At 67.2% G+C, this 16,977-nt stretch carries 20 protein-coding genes; 8 read left to right on the top strand and 12 right to left on the bottom strand.

Annotated features, from left to right (window positions below):
* The first annotated feature begins 1 nt into the window (after window position 1).
* The 7 genes from ASG37_RS00920 to ASG37_RS00890 all read left to right on the top strand — a co-directional run bounded on the left by ASG37_RS00920 (window position 2) and on the right by ASG37_RS00890 (window position 6,899).
* Window positions 2–892: an NAD-dependent epimerase/dehydratase family protein gene (locus ASG37_RS00920; protein ID WP_055755405.1), complete on the top strand. Its 891-nt coding sequence runs from the start codon at window positions 2–4 to the stop codon at window positions 890–892.
* A gap of 33 nt (window positions 893–925) precedes the next feature.
* Window positions 926–1,171 carry an acyl carrier protein gene (locus tag ASG37_RS00915; RefSeq protein WP_055755404.1) on the top strand — a complete coding sequence of 82 codons (246 nt, stop codon included), beginning with the start codon at window positions 926–928 and terminating at the stop codon, window positions 1,169–1,171.
* Window positions 1,172–1,189: 18 nt separating this feature from the next.
* Window positions 1,190–2,449, top strand: a complete 1,260-nt coding sequence (gene spt / locus ASG37_RS00910; protein ID WP_082447905.1) for a serine palmitoyltransferase — start codon at window positions 1,190–1,192, stop codon at window positions 2,447–2,449.
* Between the two features lie 93 nt (window positions 2,450–2,542).
* Complete coding sequence (gene lptF / locus ASG37_RS00905) at window positions 2,543–3,736, top strand: LPS export ABC transporter permease LptF (protein WP_200909684.1); 1,194 nt, start codon at window positions 2,543–2,545, stop codon at window positions 3,734–3,736.
* The gene (gene lptG, locus ASG37_RS00900) at window positions 3,736–4,827 is read left to right on the top strand and encodes an LPS export ABC transporter permease LptG (protein WP_055755403.1); all 1,092 of its coding nucleotides are present in this window, start codon (window positions 3,736–3,738) and stop codon (window positions 4,825–4,827) included. The genes lptF and lptG overlap by 1 nt, the downstream gene beginning before the upstream one ends.
* A gap of 96 nt (window positions 4,828–4,923) precedes the next feature.
* Entirely contained in the window at window positions 4,924–5,682 is a 759-nt protein-coding gene (locus ASG37_RS00895) for a sterol desaturase family protein (protein WP_082447975.1), read from the top strand.
* 68 nt (window positions 5,683–5,750) lie between these two features.
* Entirely contained in the window at window positions 5,751–6,899 is a 1,149-nt protein-coding gene (locus ASG37_RS00890; RefSeq protein WP_055755401.1) for a hypothetical protein, read from the top strand.
* Between the two features lie 6 nt (window positions 6,900–6,905).
* Here the strand turns inward: ASG37_RS00890 and ASG37_RS00885 are convergent, their stop codons facing one another.
* The 9 genes from ASG37_RS00885 to ASG37_RS00845 all read right to left on the bottom strand — a co-directional run bounded on the left by ASG37_RS00885 (window position 6,906) and on the right by ASG37_RS00845 (window position 14,809).
* Window positions 6,906–7,148: a hypothetical protein gene (locus ASG37_RS00885; protein ID WP_055755400.1), complete on the bottom strand. Its 243-nt coding sequence runs from the start codon at window positions 7,146–7,148 to the stop codon at window positions 6,906–6,908.
* 63 nt (window positions 7,149–7,211) lie between these two features.
* Complete coding sequence (locus ASG37_RS00880; protein ID WP_055755399.1) at window positions 7,212–7,454, bottom strand: hypothetical protein; 243 nt, start codon at window positions 7,452–7,454, stop codon at window positions 7,212–7,214.
* A gap of 21 nt (window positions 7,455–7,475) precedes the next feature.
* Window positions 7,476–7,754 carry a hypothetical protein gene (locus ASG37_RS00875; protein WP_055755398.1) on the bottom strand — a complete coding sequence of 93 codons (279 nt, stop codon included), beginning with the start codon at window positions 7,752–7,754 and terminating at the stop codon, window positions 7,476–7,478.
* A gap of 300 nt (window positions 7,755–8,054) precedes the next feature.
* Window positions 8,055–8,807, bottom strand: a complete 753-nt coding sequence (locus ASG37_RS00870) for a transporter (protein WP_055755397.1) — start codon at window positions 8,805–8,807, stop codon at window positions 8,055–8,057.
* Window positions 8,789–9,559 (bottom strand): exodeoxyribonuclease III, encoded by a 771-nt coding sequence (gene xth / locus ASG37_RS00865; RefSeq protein ID WP_055755396.1) that lies wholly within the window; start codon window positions 9,557–9,559, stop codon window positions 8,789–8,791. The genes ASG37_RS00870 and xth overlap by 19 nt, the downstream gene beginning before the upstream one ends.
* Before the next feature lies 1 nt (window position 9,560).
* Window positions 9,561–9,896 (bottom strand): HesB/IscA family protein, encoded by a 336-nt coding sequence (locus ASG37_RS00860; protein ID WP_055755395.1) that lies wholly within the window; start codon window positions 9,894–9,896, stop codon window positions 9,561–9,563.
* Between the two features lie 336 nt (window positions 9,897–10,232).
* The gene (locus ASG37_RS00855; RefSeq protein ID WP_055755394.1) at window positions 10,233–11,423 is read right to left on the bottom strand and encodes a M23 family metallopeptidase; all 1,191 of its coding nucleotides are present in this window, start codon (window positions 11,421–11,423) and stop codon (window positions 10,233–10,235) included.
* Between the two features lie 252 nt (window positions 11,424–11,675).
* Window positions 11,676–12,137 (bottom strand): peroxiredoxin, encoded by a 462-nt coding sequence (locus ASG37_RS00850; protein WP_055755393.1) that lies wholly within the window; start codon window positions 12,135–12,137, stop codon window positions 11,676–11,678.
* On the bottom strand, window positions 12,134–14,809 hold the full coding sequence (locus ASG37_RS00845) for a bifunctional [glutamine synthetase] adenylyltransferase/[glutamine synthetase]-adenylyl-L-tyrosine phosphorylase (protein WP_055757149.1): 2,676 nt from the start codon (window positions 14,807–14,809) through the stop codon (window positions 12,134–12,136). Before ASG37_RS00845 ends, ASG37_RS00850 begins: the two co-directional genes overlap by 4 nt.
* Before the next feature lie 104 nt (window positions 14,810–14,913).
* On the opposite strand from ASG37_RS00845, the gene ASG37_RS17495 reads away from it, so the two are divergent.
* On the top strand, window positions 14,914–15,090 hold the full coding sequence (locus ASG37_RS17495) for a hypothetical protein (RefSeq protein WP_156348989.1): 177 nt from the start codon (window positions 14,914–14,916) through the stop codon (window positions 15,088–15,090).
* 51 nt (window positions 15,091–15,141) lie between these two features.
* Here ASG37_RS17495 and ASG37_RS00840 read toward each other — a convergent pair whose 3' ends face one another.
* From ASG37_RS00840 to ASG37_RS00830, 3 genes are all read right to left on the bottom strand, one after another.
* Window positions 15,142–15,777, bottom strand: coding sequence for a sigma-70 family RNA polymerase sigma factor (locus ASG37_RS00840; protein WP_055755392.1), 636 nt, complete (start codon window positions 15,775–15,777; stop codon window positions 15,142–15,144).
* Window positions 15,778–15,871: 94 nt separating this feature from the next.
* Window positions 15,872–16,009 carry a hypothetical protein gene (locus ASG37_RS17870; protein WP_055755391.1) on the bottom strand — a complete coding sequence of 46 codons (138 nt, stop codon included), beginning with the start codon at window positions 16,007–16,009 and terminating at the stop codon, window positions 15,872–15,874.
* A gap of 41 nt (window positions 16,010–16,050) precedes the next feature.
* A complete protein-coding gene (locus ASG37_RS00830; protein ID WP_055755390.1) occupies window positions 16,051–16,854 on the bottom strand; it encodes a response regulator in 804 nt (267 codons plus the stop codon).
* Window positions 16,855–16,977 lie beyond the last annotated feature (123 nt).

Here is a 16,977-nt window from a genome sequence, read left to right as displayed (position 1 = left end):
AATGGCGCTGACCGGCGGCACCGGTTTCGTTGGCCGCCGCTTGATCGCGCTGGGTGCCAGTGCCGGCTGGCACATCCGCGCGCTTACCCGCCGGGCGCAACCGGCCGAGCCGAACGTAAGCTGGGTACGCGGCGCGCTCGACCGGCCGGAGAGCCTGAACGAACTGGTCGGCGGGGCACATGTCGTCCTGCACCTCGCCGGCGTGGTGAGTGCGCCGGACGCGGCGGGGTTCACCGCCGGCAACGTGACCGGCACGCAGGCGATGGTCGATGCCGCGCTGGCCGCCGGGGTCGGCCGGTTCGTCCATGTCTCCTCGCTCTCCGCCCGCGAGCCGCAGCTATCGGCCTATGGCGCCTCCAAACGCGCCGGTGAAGCGGTGGTCGAGGCGAGCGATCTCGACTGGACGATCGTCCGCCCGAGCGGGGTGTATGGTCCAGGCGATACCGAATTGCGCGACATGTTCCGCATGGCGAAGATCGGGCTCGCGCTCCTGCCGCCGCCCGGCCGGCTCGCGCTGGTCGCGGTTGATGATCTGGCGCGGTTGCTGCTCGCCCTCGCCGATCGGCCCGGTGCGCACGATCTGTACGAGGTCGACGATGGCAACCCGCTGACCCATGCCGAACTGGCCCGGCTGATCGGGCGGGCGGTCGGGCAGCGCGTGCTGCCGTTGCACCTGCCCGAACGGCTGCTGCGATTGGGTGCGCGCCTCGATCGCAGGTTTCGCGGCAGCGGGGCCAAGCTGACCCCCGACCGCGCCCGCTATCTCGCCCATCCCGACTGGACCGCCGACCCGGCACGCCGTCCGCCCACCGAGCTGTGGGAACCGCGCATCGCCACGCCACGCGGCCTTAGCGATACGGCGGCATGGTATCGTGCGCATGGTCTGCTATAGGCCCGCGCAACCACGCATATTGGAAAGACCCGCATGAGCGACCGTGCCGCCACCCTCGCCACCATCACCGGCCTGATCGACCCCTTCAACAAGAAGGGCGTGGCGCTCACCGACGCGACGACCTTTGCCGGCGATCTCGAATGGGACAGCCTGACCGTCATGGATTTCGTGGCGGCGGTCGAGGATGAATTCGACATCGTCATCACCATGAACATGCAGGCCGAGATCGAGACGGTCGGCCAGTTGGCCGATGCCGTCGAGAAGCTGAAGACCGCCTGAAGACATAAGGCCCCGATCATGACCGAAGCCGCCGCCACCCCGCACGCCCTGCCCGCCGACCCGACGCCGGTCGCGCCCGAACGTGACCTGTTCAGCAAGTTCGACGCGCTGATCGCCGAACGCGAGGCGCTGCTGGCGACCGGCGTGCGCGATCCCTTCGCGATCGTGATGGACGAGGTGAAGTCACCGACCCAGGCGGTGATCCGCGGCAAGGACACGATCCTGCTCGGCACCTACAACTACATGGGCATGACCTTCGACCCGGACGTGATCGCGGCGGGCAAGAAGGCGTTCGACGAGTTCGGATCGGGCACCACCGGCAGCCGGGTGCTGAACGGCACGTATGATCCGCACAAGGATTGCGAAGCGGCGCTGCGCGAATTCTACGGCACGACCCACGCCATGGTGTTCTCGACCGGCTATCAGGCGAACCTCGGCATCATTTCGACGTTGGTCGGCAAGGGCGAATATATCATCCTCGACGCCGACAGCCATGCCTCGATCTACGACGGCTGCGCGCTCGGCAATGCCGAGGTCGTGCGCTTCCGCCACAATTCGGTCGAGGATCTCGACAAGCGGCTCGGCCGGCTGCCGAAAGAGCCGGGCAAGCTGGTGGTGCTCGAAGGCGTCTATTCGATGCTCGGCGACATCGCACCGCTGCCCGAAATGGTCGCGGTGGCGAAGAAGCACGGCTGCATGGTGCTGGTCGACGAGGCACACGGCATGGGCTTCTTCGGTCCCAACGGCCGCGGCGTGTATGAGGAACAGGGCGTCGAGGCGGATGTCGATTTCGTCGTCGGCACCTTCTCCAAATCGGTCGGTACGGTCGGCGGCTTCTGCGTCTCCAACCATCCGAAGTTCGACGTGATGCGGCTGGTGTGCCGGCCCTATGTCTTCACCGCGTCGCTGCCGCCGTCGGTGGTCGCTACCGCCGCGACCTCGATCCGCAAGCTGATGCACGCCGGCGACAAGCGCGCGCATCTGTGGCGCAATTCGAAACGGTTGCACGGCGGGCTGAAGGATCTGGGGCTAAAGCTCGGCACCGACACGCCACAATCGGCGATCATCGCCGTGATCCTCGAGGATCAGGCCCAAGCGGTGGCGATGTGGCAGGCACTGCTTGACGGCGGCCTGTACGTCAACATGGCGCGTCCGCCCGCCACCCCGGCCGGCACCTTCCTGCTGCGCTGCTCGCTGTGCGCCGAACACAGCGCCGAACAGGTCGAGACGATCATCGGCATGTTCGAGGCGGCCGGCAAGGCGGTCGGCGCGATCTGATCCGATCTGCTCCCCTCCCTTGTCGGGGAGGGGAGCAGTAGCACCCTCGCAACGGGACTAGCTTCGCCCGCAACCTCCGCTATAGCCGTGCCCATGCCATCGATCGATCGCTACATGGCCCGGCTGATCGCGGTGCCGCTGTTCTCGACCCTGCTCATTTCGGCGATGCTGCTCGTGCTCGACCGGATGCTGCGGTTGTTCGACTTCGTCGCGGCCGAAGGCGGGCCGGTCAGCGTCGTGTGGCGCATGCTGGCCAATCTGCTGCCTGAATATCTTGGCCTCGGCATCCCGATCGGGCTGATGCTCGGCATCCTGCTCGCCTTTCGCAAGCTCGCCACCTCGTCCGAGCTCGACGTGATGCTCGGCGTTGGCATGAGCTATTGGCGGCTGCTGCGCGTGCCATTTTATTATGCGACGGTGCTGGCGGCAGCGAACCTTGCGATCGTCGGCTTCGTCCAGCCGCTCGCGCGCTATAATTACGAGGCGCTGCGCTTCGAACTGCGCTCGGGCGCGCTCGGCGCGTCGATCAAGGTCGGCGAATTCACCAAGCTGGGCGACCGGATGACGCTGCGCATCGAGGAAAGCCGTGGGTCGGGTGCCGACCTGCGCGGCATCTTCGTACAGGCCAGCCAGCGCGACGGCCAGTGGCTGGGCGTGACCGCCGAGCGCGGCCAGTTCCTGCGCACCGACGATCCCAACACGATCATCTTTCGCCTGACCAATGGCACGCTAATCCACAACGCGCCCGATTTCCGCGTGCCGCGCACGCTGACCTTCACCGCGCACGACCTGCCGATCGATCTGCCCAAGTTCGGCAACTTCCGCCCGCGCGGCGGCCGCGACCTCGAACAGACGCTGCCGCAGCTCGCCGTGGCCGGCCATGATCCCAAGGTCAGCGAGGAGGATCGCGACGCGGCGCGCGCCAATTTCCACTTCCGGCTGGCGGAGGTGGCGACGATGTTCCTGTTGCCGCTGCTGGCGCTGGCGCTCGGCGTGCCGGCCAAGCGATCATCCTCGGCGCTCGGCGTGTTCCTGTCGATCGTGCTGCTCGTGACCTATCACAAGGTCAATGAATATGGCGAAGCGGTCGGCGGCCTCGGCCGGATCGATCCGATCATCGCGCTGTGGGGGCCGTTCCTGCTGTTCGCCGCGCTGGTGTTCCGGCTCTATTATGTCGTCGCCTATGTCCCCGGCGGCCAGCCGATCGGCGGGCTGGAACGCGGTGCCGCCAAGCTTGGCAAGCTGATCGGCCGGTATCTGCCGGGCAAGCGCAAGGCGGCGGCGTGATGCGTGCGCTGTTCCCCTCGACCACGATCGCCGTCTATATGGCGCGGCTGTTCCTCGTGCGGACCTTCGCGATCCTGTTCGCGCTGGTGCTGGTGTTGCAGGCGCTCGACCTGCTCAGCGAAAGCGGCAAGATCCTTGCCCAGCCGGGCAATGGACAGGCGGAAATCCTGCGCTACGTGTCGCTGCGCACGCCGCAGATCGTCGCCCGCTTCCTGCCCTTCTCGGTCCTGCTCGGCACGATCCTGACGCTGACGCAGCTCAATCAGAACAGCGAGATCATCAGCCTGAAAGCCGCCGGCCTGTCGGCGCATCAGGTACTCGCCCCGTTGATCCTCGCCAGCTTCGGCGTCGCCGCGCTGTCGTTCGGTTTCAACGAACGGGTCGTGGCGCGCGCCACCGCGACGCTCACCGCATGGGACAATGTCGACTATGGACCGATGCCGGTCGACCGTGGTGATCGCACCAACGTGTGGGTGCGCGACGGTGACAATCTGATCCAGGTCCGGCAGGTGTCGGGTCGGGGCGAGGCCACCCGGCTGCGCGGAATCACCGTCTACACCCGCGAAGGCTCCTCGCTCCGCGCGCTCGTTACGGCCAGCGCCGGGCGGCGCGAGGATGGTGCATGGCGGATCGAAGGAGCGGAGCGCTTCACCGTCGCAAGCGGACTGCGCGAACGGCTGGGCACGCTGCGCATCGCGGGCGGGGTCCGGCCCGACCAGTTCACGCTCCAGAACGTCGATCCCGATGGCCTGTCATTCACCCAGCTATCGGTGGCGATCGACGATCTGACCGAAGCCGGTCGCCCGACCAAGGCGCTGGAAGGCGCGTTGTGGCACAAGCTGTCGGGGCCGTTGTCGGCGGTGCTGATGCCGCTGCTGGCGGCGGTCGCGGCATTCGGCGTGGCACGATCGGGCAAATTGTTCGTCCGCGCGGTCATTGGCATGGCGCTTGGCTTTACCTATTTCGTGGCGGACAATTTCGCGTTGGCGATGGGGAACCTGGGTGCCTATCCGCCGTTTCTGGCGGCTTGGGCGCCGTTCCTGTTGTTCTTCCTGATCGGTGAGGCCGTGCTGATCCGTACCGAGGAATAGACGCGATACCGTCCCACTTTGGCCGCAAAGCGTCGCCAAAGCATCACGATGGGCGTTACATGCCCGGTCAAGGAATCGTTTGAGGAAGTTGTGCCGATGACCGCGATCACCGAGAAGCAGGGCTTCTGGAAGAAGTCGCACCATCTCGACAAGATGACCTTCAAGGAGTTGGTCGTCGCGTTTTTCCAGTATCCGGCGATCATCGCCTATCTGGCGCTGTCGGTCGTCGCGGTCGGCCTGTTCATCTGGTCGCCCGCGCCGCTGGTCCCGACGCTGGCGTCGATCGGCATCGCGATCGTCGCCTATCCGCTGGTGTGGTATGTGCTGCACCGCTGGGTGCTGCATTCCAACTGGATGTTCAAGTTCGCGCCGCTCGCCGCAACGTGGAAGCGCATCCATTACGACCATCATCAGGACCCCAACCATCTGGAGGTCCTGTTCGGTGCGCTCCACACCACGCTGCCGGCGATCGCGATCGCGACCGCACCGGTCGGCTATGCCATCGGCGGGTTCGGCGGGGCGATGGCGGCGCTGGCGACCGGCCTGCTGACGACCTGCTTCTACGAATTCTGCCACTGCATCCAGCATCTGGCCTACAAGCCAAAGAACAAGCTGCTGGTCGCATGGAAGCGCAAGCACATGGCGCATCACTTCCACGACGAACATGGCAATTTCGGCATCACCAACTTCTTCTGGGACAAGATTTTCGGGACCCATTACGAGCGTTCGGAACGGCCGGAGAAGAGCCCGACCGTCTTCAACCTCGGCTATACCGAGGATGTCGCAAAGAAATATCCGAAGGTCGCCGAACTGTCTGGCGGCGTCGCCAAGGGGCACCCGCGTTACCGCGGATGACCGATTTGTCATTTGATGTTTGATACGGGGCGGCGCATTGCCGCCCCGTTGTCGTTTGGGGGGAAGCCATGTCGATCACCGTCCGTCCGGTCCTGTCCGCCGCCGATCGCAAGGCGTTCATCGCCCTGCCCTATCGCCTGTATGCCAATGATCCGCACTGGGTGCCGCCGCTGAAATCGGAAGTCGCCGCGACGATCGATCCGAAGAAGAACGGCTGGTTCAGCCATGCCGAGGGGCAGCTTCATATCGCCGAGCGCGACGGCCGGGTAATCGGCCGGATTTCGGCGCATCTCGACACGCTGGCGCTGACGATGCCCGCCGACAAGGGCTTCGGTCCCGGTGTCGGCTTCTGGGGCATGTTCGAAGCGGAGGATGGCGAGACCGCATCGGCGCTGATCGCGACGGCCGAGGAATGGCTGCGCGGCAAGGGCATGACCAAGACGATCGGGCCGTGCAGCCTGTCGATCTGGGAAGAGCCCGGACTGCTCATCAAGGGACATGACCATAGCCCGACCGTGCTGATGGGCCATCACCTGCCGCAATATCAGGGGTGGATCGAGGCGGCGGGCTATCAGGGCGTCAAGCAGCTCGTCACCTATGAGCTGGACATCACCAAGGACTTCCCGCCGATCGTCCAGCGCATCGTCGCGGCGGGCGAGAAGAACCCGCGCATCCATATCCGCCGGGTCGACAAGTCGAAGTTCGCCGACGAGGCGGCGATCATTCTGCGCATCCTGAACGATGCGTGGTCGGACAACTGGGGCTTCGTACCGCTGACCCAGCCCGAGGTCGACGACGTCGGCAAGAAGCTGAAGCCGCTGGTGTTCGGCGACCTGATCCGTATCGCCGAGCTGGACGGCGAACCCGTCGCCTTCATGATTACCCTGCCCGACATGAACGAGCCGCTCAAACCGATGAAGGGCAATCTGTTGCCGTTCAACTGGGCCAAGCTGCTGCTGTGGCTGCGGGCGCCCAAGGCGCGGACGATGCGCGTGCCGTTGATGGGCGTGGTCAAGAAATTGCAGGCGTCGCGCATGGCGAGCCAGCTCGCCTTCATGATGATCGAATATATCCGCCGCGACGCGGTGGCGAAGTTCGGCGCGTCGCGCGGCGAGATCGGCTGGGTGCTCGACGACAATCAGGGCATGAACGCGATCGCCACGACGATCGACAGCCGCATCAACCGCATCTACCAGATGTACGAACGCCAGCTTTGACGGCGTTTAGCGAATGCGGCGGGCCAGTGCGGGATCGATGCCGTCGCGCAGCCAGCGGGCGTAGCTGCGGCACAGCTTGGTCGGGGTGATCGATCCCGTCCGCGCGTTCTTGAAACAGACGCGGGTCGTCGGGCGGATCGGCGTGCCGTCGGCAAGCTGGATCGTCGTGGTGGCAAGCGTGGCGGCGGCAGGGGTTGCCACCTGTGGCGCAGCGAGGAGCAGCGCCGCGAACAGGGTCGCGATCGGCATGGGTGTGTTCCGTCGATTAAGGGGTTGGTGCCGGGCTTTTCGTCCCGTGCCGGCGGGCGGGGTTCAGCGGATGCGGCGCAGCTTCGTGGGGTTGACGCCTTCGGCCAGCCAGTCGGCATAGCGCCGGCATTCGACGAGCGGGAGGTGCGATGCCGGACGGGGGCTGCGGATGCAGATCTTCGTCCCGGCGGAGAGCGGCGTGCCGTCGCGCATCGCGCCGGTGAGCGGGGCGGTTACCGTCACCGTCGCGGCGGTGGATGGGGCGGCGGTGAGGAACAGCGCCGCGATCAGGGTCGAGAAGGCCATCGGATCGGTCCTTTTTCGGGATCAGCGGCGGCTGGTCTTGAGCATCGCGTCAATATCGACGCCCATCGCCTGCCAGTTGCGGCGGGTTTCACAGCGGAAACGGTTGATCCGGGTGCCGGTCAGGTCGAGCTGGACGCAATAACGAGTCTTCGATGCGGGCAGGATCGACGCTGCGGTCGTGGTGCCGGCAGCGGTGGCGGCGGTCGTCGTGGTCGCGACGGTATCGGGTTCGGCGGCGATCGCGGGGGTCGCGATGGCGAGACCGAGGACGAGCGAAGCGACGAGGCGGATGGTGGTCATGATGCTGTCTCCCTGTGCAGTCCGGTGTTTCACCGGGCTTGCTCATAGCATTGCACCTGCCGTGCCAGTTTTACGATCCTTTATAAATCAATGTCTTACATAATGACTACAGTTGTAGCTGTGGGAAATGCAACCAATTCGCGGCGAATTACGCCATTGGTTGGGATAGCCATACGACCGCCAAAGTTTACAAAGTTTACACTTGCCCGCGTTTTTTTGCGTAGCATTCGCAATAGCGCCCTGCCCGATCAACCATGACGATATGGCGCGGCGCGCGAGTGTAGGACAGCGCCGTCAAGGTCAGAATCGGCGCGAGATACCGCTGTAGCAGCGCAGCGACGGCGCGGCGGCATTGAGGCCGACCACGCCGCCGGCATCGAGGAACAGGTCGTCGGACAATTGCCATGCCACCGACAGCGCAGCACTCGCCTGCCCGCGATGGTCGGCGCGCTGCCATTGCAGTTCCGCCGTCGTCGTCAGCTTCTTGGCCAGCGCGATGTCGAGGCCGAGCACCGCCCCCGGATCGACCTCACCGTTGGTCACGGCGACCTGTGGCGAGAATTGCACGTTGAACGTCTTGCCCAGATCATAGGCGATCGGGGCGATGAGCGCCGCGCTCCAGTGGCCATCGCCGATCGGCGCGCGACCGATCGGTATCGTCAGCGAGGGTTGCAGGCCATAAGACAGGCCGCTGCCGTCGGGATGGTGGAGATTGATCCGGCCCCCGAGCGTCACGTCGCCGCTGCGCGCCGTGCGACGGCCATCATCACGGTCGCGCGCGATGCCGAGCGGGGTCCAGCCGATCTGCGCCTCGACCCGGTCGGTCAGGCCGATCCGCAACAGGCTGTCGCCGAACAACACGGTGTCGCTGTCGTCGTCGCGCTCCCAATCCGACAGCGCGGTTTCGATCGCGACCCGGCCGGGATCGAGCACGCACGCCGACTGGCCGAGGCTCGGCCGGGTCGAGCAATAGTCACGCGCCTGCGCCATACCAGGCAGCAGCAGGGCAGCCAGCGCCGCCACCGAAAAGCGGATCACCGCAGGCGGACCCACGTCGGCGCGTGGTCGCTGGCCCGTTCCCGGCCGCGATGCGCCTTGTCGACCCCAGCATCGACCAGCCGGTCGGCGGCGGTCGGGCTGAGCAGCAGATGATCGATGCGGAAGCCGGCGTCGCGTTGCCACGATCCCGCCTGATAGTCCCAGAAGGTCCACACCCCGCCCTTGGGGAACCGGGTGCGCAGCGCATCGGTCCAGCCCTGCGCCAGCAAGGCGCGGTAGCCGGCACGCGATTCGGGCTGCATCAGCGCGTCGCTGGTCATCGCGCGGACCGAGAACACGTCGTCGTCGTTGGGGATGACGTTATAGTCGCCCGCCAGCACGACCGGATGCTCCTGCGCCAACAGATCGGCGGCGCGGGTGCGCAGGCGGTCGATCCAGCGGAGTTTGTAGTCGAACTTGGGGCCGGGCTGCGGATTGCCGTTGGGCAGGTAGATCGAGGCGACGACCAGACCGTTCACCTCCGCTTCGAGATAGCGGCTGTGCGCATCGTCATCCTCGCCGGCGAGGCCGCGCTGGCGCTCGACCGGATCGACACCCTTCGCCAGCACCGCGACGCCGTTGAAGCCCTTTTGCCCATGCCACAGCGCGCCATAGCCGGCGGCGCGGATTTCGGCTTGCGGGAAGGTTTCGTCGCTCGACTTCAGTTCCTGAAGACACACAATATCGGGCGCTTCCTCGGTCAGATATTCGATCAGCCGGGGCAGTCGCGCCTTGATGCCGTTGACGTTGTAAGTGACGATCTTCACGTCAGACGGCGAAGCTGGTGCCGCAGCCGCAGCCCGAGGCCGCCTGCGGATTGGTGACGCGGAACGCCGCGCCGCCGAGCGATTCGACGAAATCGACCTCGGCCCCGCGCACCAGATCGATGCTGACCGGATCGACCACCAGCCGCACCCCGTCGGTTTCGGCGATCAGGTCGTCGCCATCGGGCGCATCGGCGAGGCCGAAACGGTACTGAAAGCCCGAACAGCCGCCCCCCTCGACCGAGAGGCGTAGGATCGCGGGCTTCGCCTGTTTGGCGGCGATCGCCGCCACGCGCGCGGCGGCGGCGGGCGACAGGGTGACTTCGGGGATGGCGTCCATGGGAGGGAGATAAGCGCCGGGACGGCCGGGGGCAACTGCGGCTTGCGACAAGCTTTGGCGACCCAACGGTTTGCTAAACCGGTAACGTCATTCCCGCGCAGGCGGGAGTCCATAGACGTTGCCGCAAAAAATCTGGCCGAACCGTCAGCGTGGATCAGGACCGATATACATTAGGTCGGACAGCGTTGCTTGGTACCTCCCCTCCCTGACAAGGGAGGGGCCGGGGGTGGGTAGGCTCGAGAGGGAATGCAAGCGCTCCACAACGAGCCTACCCACCCCCAACCCCTCCCTTGTCAGGGAGGGGAGCAAGAAAGCGCTTCGCTGAATATCGAACCGTCAGTTCGCCGGGCCGCCCATCCCCAGCCGCTGACGCTGGGCGCGGTCGGCGGCCATCGCCAGTTCGCCGGCCTGCAGATAGGGGGCGGGGTTCACCGCCGAGCCGTCGATGCGGACTTCGTAATGGAGGTGGCTGCCGGTCGAGCGGCCGGTCGAGCCCATCAGGCCGATCAACTGGCCGCGCTTCACCCGGGCATGGTCGGACACGAGGATCTTGGAGAGATGGCCGTAGCGGGTGGCAATGCCCTTGCCGTGGTTCACTTCGATGAGGTTGCCATAGCCGCCGGCGCGTTCGGCGCGGGCGACGATACCGTCGGCGGTGGCATAGACCGGGGTGCCGATCGGGCCGGGGATGTCGACCCCGGCGTGCATCGCAGCGGTGCCGCGGAACGGGTCGGAGCGGACGCCGAAGTTGCTGGTGAACGCCATGTGTGCCACCGGCTGGAACGAGGGGATCGAGATCGCCGCCTGTTCGATGCCGTCGAGCTTCTTCCAGCTCAGGAACAGCGCGCGGAACTGGGCGTCGGCGGCGGCATCGGCGGTCGGCGCATTGGCGGTGGCCGCCGCGGCCGTCGCGGCATCGACAGGTTCATAGGGACCGCCCATCGCCGGGGCGACGCGGCGCGGATTGAGGCCGAGGCGCTTCATCGAACGCGCGGTATCGGCATAGCGGGCGTCGGCCATCGCCTTCGCCTGTGCCGCCATCGTCGCCTGACGGCGGGCGACGCGATCGAACGGGCGGGTGACGATCGGCGCGGCATCGACCGACGGCTGGGCAAGCGCGGCGAGGACGAGCTGGTCGGCGTCGTCCGATCCGGTGAGCACGGCCGCGAGCGCCTGCTGGCGGCGATCGATCCGGGCGGCATGGGCGCGGGCATCGGCGCGCAGGCGGACGACGTCGGCGCGCATCGCCTTCACCTGCTGCTGCATCGCGGCGACGCGGGTTTCGGCACTGGGGCCATCGACCAGCCCGGCGGCGGCGGCGGTGCCGAGCGCGGCATGGCCCATGCCATAGCCCGAGAAAGCGACGGTGATGGCGGCGAAACCGGCGGCGAGTGCCTGTGCCCGGCCGGGGATCGACAGGCGGCGCAGGCGGCGGCCGTCGTGCAACAGAAAGTCGCGGGTACGGAAGAAATCACGGAACCGGCTGACGATCGCGGTGTTCGTGTTCGATACAGACGTATTCGGCATTATGGTTTCGCGACCCAGCGTTGCGATCGTGCCGGTAGCCCGACACGTTCGGTGAACCCTTGTCTCGACAGCAGCCCCTCCGCGCCTCGACGGAACGAGGGAATGACCGACTCTGTGCCCTTTATGCAACGGGGCAAGGGGTTCGCGCGCGGCCAACCGCCGCCATCGCGCGGCGAAGCGTTAACGATGCGATGCTTGGGCGGGTCATCCGCATCACGACGCGGTTGGTAGCGGTATCGCAATCGATTCGGATCAACCCGCGTGGCGCACCGCAGCGAGCACGGCGGCGGCGTGGCCGGGGACCTTTACCTTGCGCCAGACATGGGTGAGGCGACCATCGGCGGCGACCGCGAAGGTCGCGCGTTCGATACCCATATAGGTGCGACCGTACATCTGCTTTTCGCCCCATGTGCCAAAGGCTTCGCAAACCGATCCGTCCTCGTCCGACGCCAGCGGGACGGTGAGATCATGTTTGGCGGCGAAGCGCGCAAGCTTGGCCGGGGTATCGCGCGAGACGCCGAGGACCCCGAAACCGGCGGCGGCGAACTCGCCCTCAGCCACGGAAAAGTCCTGCGCTTCGCGGGTGCAACCGGTCGTATCCGCCTTGGGATAGAAATAGACGATGAGACCGCTACCGATCCGGTCGTGGAGGGCAAAGGGCGTGCCGTCGCTGCCGGTCAGGCGGACCGAAGGTGCCATGTCGCCGATGTTCATTGTCCGTCGCTCCCCTGTCGTACCGCGGCCCATGCGGCGGACACCGCCTGCCGCGTGGCGTCGAGCGTGGCAAGGCTTGCCGCCCAGTCGGGCTCGCCGAGCGCCGCCGCGAGGATCGGGCGGGTGGCGGGCGCGGGCGGCTGCGCGTCGGGCGCGACGAGGCGCATCGCGACGATCAGTCGGGTGAGGAAGTCGTGCGCCTGCCGCATCGTGTGCGGTAGCAGCCCGGCGGCGACCAGCGCGTCGATCGCCGCGCCCAGATCGGGGGTCAGGCCGATGTGGTGGCGCAGTTGCAGGACGTGGACCGTGAATTCGAGGTCGACGAGCCCCCCCTCCCCGAGCTTCGCATCGAGCGGGCCGGCGGGCGGCTTGTGGCGGGCCATCTCCTCGCGCATCGCCGCCGCGTCGGCGGTCACGTCGCGCAGCGGACGGTCGCCGCGCAGCACCCGGTCGATGATCGCCGCCGCCTGCCCCCGCGCCGCCGCCGATCCGGCGATCGGCCGGGCGCGGGCGAGCGCCATATGCTCCCATGTCCACGCATCCTCGCGCTGATAGCGTTCGAAGCCGGCGAGCGAGACGACCAGCGGCCCCTGCGCGCCCGAGGGACGCAGGCGGGTGTCGACCTCATACAGCGGACCGGCGGCGGTCTGGACCGACAGCGCGGCGGTCAGCCGCTGGGCGAGGCGGTTGTAATAGAGGACCGCGCCGAGCGGCTTGGCTCCATCCGATTCGGCGGAGAAATCGCCGGTGAAGCAATAGACGAGGTCGAGGTCGGAGGCATGGGTCAGCGCGCCGCCGCCCAGCCGGCCGAGCGCCAGCACCACCAGTTCGCTGTCGGGAACGCGCCCGTGGCGGCGGGTGAAGTCGGCCACGGTCGCCTGCGTCAGCACCTCCACCGCCGCCTGCGCGACGCGGGCATAGCCGCCCGCCACCGCCAGCGGATCGCCGGTGCCCGCCACCACCTGCACGCCCAGCATGAAGCGCTGTTCGTTCACCACGTCACGGACATGGTCGAGCAGGCGTTCATAGCCCTCGCCCGCACGGGCCTGCATCGTCGCCACCAGTTCGGCGACGCTGCCGACGGGGTCGAGCGCGCGGGCATCGATCAGCGCGTCGAGCAGTGTCGCGCGCCGCGCCAGCGCGTCGGCCAGCGTCGGGGCGTGGCACAGGATGGTGCTGAGCAGGCGGGCGAGCGCCGGTTGCGCTTCGAGCAGGCGGAACAGGTTGATGGCGCTGGGCAACCGCGCCAGCATCGCGTCGAGCCGCAGCAGCGCGGCATGCGGATCGGCGGCGGTGGCGAGGCCGTCGACCAGTTGCGGCAGGCTGTCCTCCAGCGCGGCGCGCGCGGCGGGGCTGCGCAGCGCGGGATAGGCCCCGCCGCGCCAGTCGCCGATCCGCCGCGCCGCCGCCTCGCCATCGGCGAACCCCGCCGCCGCCAGCCGCCGGGCGAGCGAGGCGGGTTCGGCCGGAAGCGTCGTGCCGCCCGCCCCGTCGAGCCGGTCGTAGACCGACGCGACCGCCGTGACGTGTGGGCGGAGCAGGTCGAGCAGCGCCGCGCCATCGGCCAGGCCGTGGAGCCGGGCGACATTGTCGAGCGCGCCTCCTTGCGCGGGCAGGCTGTGCGTCTGGCGATCGTCGACCATTTGCAGGCGGTGTTCGATCGTGCGGAACAGCGTGTAGCCTTGCGCCATCGTCACCGCTTCGTCGGGTGCGATCCGGCCTGCCGCCGCCAGTGCCGCCAGCGCGTCGAGCGTCGCCGGCGCGCGCAGTGCCGGGTCGCGCCCGCCGTGGACCAGTTGGTGGACCTGCGCGAAGAACTCCGTCTCGCGGATGCCGCCGCGGCCGCGCTTCAGGTCATAGCCGGGGCCGAATGCCTGCCCCTGCGCATAATGGTCGCGGATGCGGCGGGTGATGTCGCGAATCTCGCCAATCGCGCCGTAGTCGAGCGCGCGTCGCCATACGAACGGGCGGATCGCTTCCAGAAACCGACGGCCAAGCGCGATGTCGCCCGCCGCCGCCCGGGCGCGGATGAAGGCGGCGCGCTCCCATGGCAGCGCGGCGGATTCATAATAGGAGACGGCGGCATCGATCGGCAGCGCGATCGGCGTCGCTTCGGGCGAGGGCCGCAGACGCAGGTCGACCCGCAGGACATAGCCATCGCCGTCGCGGGTCTGGAGCAGTTCGGTCGCGCGCCTGGCGATGCGCACCGCCGCCTCGGCCGGGTCGTCGCGCTCCCGCCTAGGCAACGTCGCCGGATCGTAGAGCAGGATCGGATCGATGTCGGACGAATAGTTGAGTTCGCGGCTGCCCTGCTTGCCGAGCGCGATCGCGGCAAAGCCGGTCGGCGCGGCGCCCGGCGTGCGCTCCTCGATCGCGGCATGAATCGCGCGGGTCAGCGCATGGTCGGCGAAGTCGCTCAGCGCATGGGTGACGGCGGCAAGATCATAGGCCCCGGCAAGATCGCCCAGCGCGACCAGCAGCGCCAGCCGCCGCCGCTCGATCCGCAGCCGCTGGCCGATCGCCATCGCGGGGTCGTCGACCGCAACCGCCGCCAGCGGATCGACATCGAATCCGGCAAGCCCGTCGAGAAAGGCGGCCTCGCGGTCGAGCAGCGTCGAAAGGAACGACGATCCGGCCCGGACCCGGTCGATCAGTTCAGCAGGGAAGTGCATCGTCACCGTCTCCTGCGCCACCGGGACCCGCTGTGGCACGGCATCATGATTTCGTCTTGCGATCCGGCAAGCAACGATTCGCAACAGCGGACGTTGAAACCGTTATGGCACCGAACGATCCATCCCTGCACAAATCCGCGATTGCGGACCAGATCGTCCGTGGGCCGACACGCGCCGACGGGATCGGCCATGCGCTGCGGCGCAGTTTCGATCCGGCGGGGGATTTGCCCGAAGAATGGCAGGACTGTCTGCGCCGGCTGGGTCGTACCGCGCACCACTGAGCATCATGGCGTCGGTTTCGTCCGACGGGCCGAAACGATCGCTCGCCCGGATCAGCGATCCCTGCTCAGATCGTCGACCTCGCCCATGATCGTGTCGAGCACGGTCTGTCCGCCATTGTCCGGCTGCGATGCGCGCGACGGCAACTGACCCTCGGTCATCAACGCTTCTAGCGCGACGCGGCCACGGGCCACGCGGCTCTTGATCGTGCCGACCGCCACGTTGCAGATTTCCGCCGCCTCTTCATAGGCGAAGCCACCTGCGCCAACGAGGATCAGCGCCTCGCGCTGCGGTTGCGGCAGGTGGAGCAGGGCGCGCTGCATGTCGGCCAGTTCGACATGGCGATCCTGGCTGGCGGGCGCGGCGAGAATCCGGTCGGCGACCAGATCGTCCCACTCGCCCTTGAAGCGGGCGCGGCGCATCTGCGACAGATACAGGTTGCGCAGGATGATGAAGGTCCACGCACGCATGTTGGTGCCGGCCTGAAACCGCTGGCGCGCGGCCCATGCCTTCAGCAGCGTTTCCTGCACCAGATCGTCGGCCAGATCGCGGCTGCCCGACAGCGACCGGCCAAAGGCGCGCAGATGCGGGATCACCTGTGCCAGTTGTTTCTTGAATTCCGGGTCGGAGAGGGCGACGTGCTCATGCACCTCGACATCCGCGTTCTCGGCACTATCGGGTTCGGTCATTCTTATCCGTTCGATACGCGGTCGGCCAACGGCCCGACCCGAACATAGGGTCGGCCGCCGCCGATTGAAAGCGGCGGCCGGGACATCGGTCCGGTCAGGACAGCAGGATATAGGCCATGACGATAATCACCGCGGTCAGCGATACCGCCAGCACATAGCGCGTGACGCCGGGGGTCGACCCGGCGCGGGCGTCGGTCTTGCTGACATGGATGCGTTCATTGTCGTTTGCCATGCCTGCTCCAACCCCCGAGTTTCGTTTTGGGTCCGTAATCGTTATGCCTGACCGGGCACCGTCGCTTCGTCGAAGAACAGCGCCTGGCTGATCGCCGCCTTCACCGTCGAACGCTGGAACGGCTTGGTGATGAGGAACGTCGGCTCGGGACGCTCGCCGGTCAACAGCCGTTCCGGGAAGGCGGTGATGAAGATCACCGGCACGTTGAATTCGGACAGGATGTCCTTCACCGCGTCGATACCCGAACTGTCGTCGGCGAGCTGGATGTCGGCGAGGACGAGGCCCGGCCGGTCCTGCATCGCCAACGCGACCGCCTCGTCGCGGGTGACGGCGACGCCGGTGACTTCATGGCCCAGATCGCGGACGATCTGTTCGAGGTCCATCGCGATCAGCGGCTCATCCTCGATAATCATCACCCGCGAGCGGGTCTGCTGCTCGATCTCGCGCAGCGCCTCGGCGACCAGTTCCTCGACCTCGTCATGGGTCGAATCGATCAGATAGGCGGTATCTTCGTTGGTGAAGCCTTCCATCGCGGTCAGCAGCAGCGCCTGGCGCGACAGCGGTGCGATGCGCGACAGGCGCGCCTGCGCGATCACTTCATTGTCCGATCCGCCAAGGCTGCCGTCGCCGAACGCCTCGGGCTGCGACGAGCCCCAGATCGCCTGGAAGGTGCGATACAGGCCCAGCCGGGGATCGACGTCGCGCGGGAACTCTTCCGGTGCGGCGACGATCGCCTCCAGCGTCGCGCGGACATATTGATCGCCCTCGCTCTGGCTGCCGGTGAGCGCACGGCCGTAGCGCCGCAGGAAAGGGAGGTGCGGCGCAAGCTGCTGTCCGAGCGACATGGTCAGTCAATTCTCCTTCGTCCCGCCACCGGTCCGACGTATCGGCCAAATGGCGAGCGTGCAAAAACAGATCGATACGGGACCGGGAAGGACGCCTCCCCCGAAACGCATCGACCCATGGAA

This window comes from Sphingomonas sp. Leaf407 (genome assembly GCF_001425385.1).
Classification (GTDB): Bacteria; Pseudomonadota; Alphaproteobacteria; order Sphingomonadales; family Sphingomonadaceae; genus Sphingomonas.
Note: the sequence above shows the minus strand (reverse complement) of the source record. Positions and strands in the feature narration are given on the sequence as shown.

Excerpts from the sequence above, each read along its gene's own strand:
- ASG37_RS00860 (WP_055755395.1), bottom strand. The coding sequence starts at position 9,896 with ATGGACGCCATCCCCGAAGTCACCCTGTCGCCCGCCGCCGCCGCGCGC.
- ASG37_RS00885 (WP_055755400.1), bottom strand. The coding sequence starts at position 7,148 with ATGCCGATCGCGACCCTGTTCGCGGCGCTGCTCCTCGCTGCGCCACAG.
- ASG37_RS00845 (WP_055757149.1), bottom strand. The coding sequence starts at position 14,809 with ATGCACTTCCCTGCTGAACTGATCGACCGGGTCCGGGCCGGATCGTCG.
- ASG37_RS00840 (WP_055755392.1), bottom strand. The coding sequence starts at position 15,777 with ATGACCGAACCCGATAGTGCCGAGAACGCGGATGTCGAGGTGCATGAG.
- ASG37_RS00880 (WP_055755399.1), bottom strand. The coding sequence starts at position 7,454 with ATGGCCTTCTCGACCCTGATCGCGGCGCTGTTCCTCACCGCCGCCCCA.
- lptG (WP_055755403.1), top strand. The coding sequence starts at position 3,736 with ATGCGTGCGCTGTTCCCCTCGACCACGATCGCCGTCTATATGGCGCGG.
- ASG37_RS17870 (WP_055755391.1), bottom strand. The coding sequence starts at position 16,009 with ATGGCAAACGACAATGAACGCATCCATGTCAGCAAGACCGACGCCCGC.
- ASG37_RS00890 (WP_055755401.1), top strand. The coding sequence starts at position 5,751 with ATGTCGATCACCGTCCGTCCGGTCCTGTCCGCCGCCGATCGCAAGGCG.
- ASG37_RS00830 (WP_055755390.1), bottom strand. The coding sequence starts at position 16,854 with ATGTCGCTCGGACAGCAGCTTGCGCCGCACCTCCCTTTCCTGCGGCGC.
- ASG37_RS00895 (WP_082447975.1), top strand. The coding sequence starts at position 4,924 with ATGACCGCGATCACCGAGAAGCAGGGCTTCTGGAAGAAGTCGCACCAT.
- lptF (WP_200909684.1), top strand. The coding sequence starts at position 2,543 with ATGCCATCGATCGATCGCTACATGGCCCGGCTGATCGCGGTGCCGCTG.
- spt (WP_082447905.1), top strand. The coding sequence starts at position 1,190 with ATGACCGAAGCCGCCGCCACCCCGCACGCCCTGCCCGCCGACCCGACG.
- ASG37_RS00920 (WP_055755405.1), top strand. The coding sequence starts at position 2 with ATGGCGCTGACCGGCGGCACCGGTTTCGTTGGCCGCCGCTTGATCGCG.
- ASG37_RS00855 (WP_055755394.1), bottom strand. The coding sequence starts at position 11,423 with ATGCCGAATACGTCTGTATCGAACACGAACACCGCGATCGTCAGCCGG.
- ASG37_RS00850 (WP_055755393.1), bottom strand. The coding sequence starts at position 12,137 with ATGAACATCGGCGACATGGCACCTTCGGTCCGCCTGACCGGCAGCGAC.
- ASG37_RS00915 (WP_055755404.1), top strand. The coding sequence starts at position 926 with ATGAGCGACCGTGCCGCCACCCTCGCCACCATCACCGGCCTGATCGAC.
- ASG37_RS17495 (WP_156348989.1), top strand. The coding sequence starts at position 14,914 with ATGGCACCGAACGATCCATCCCTGCACAAATCCGCGATTGCGGACCAG.
- ASG37_RS00875 (WP_055755398.1), bottom strand. The coding sequence starts at position 7,754 with ATGACCACCATCCGCCTCGTCGCTTCGCTCGTCCTCGGTCTCGCCATC.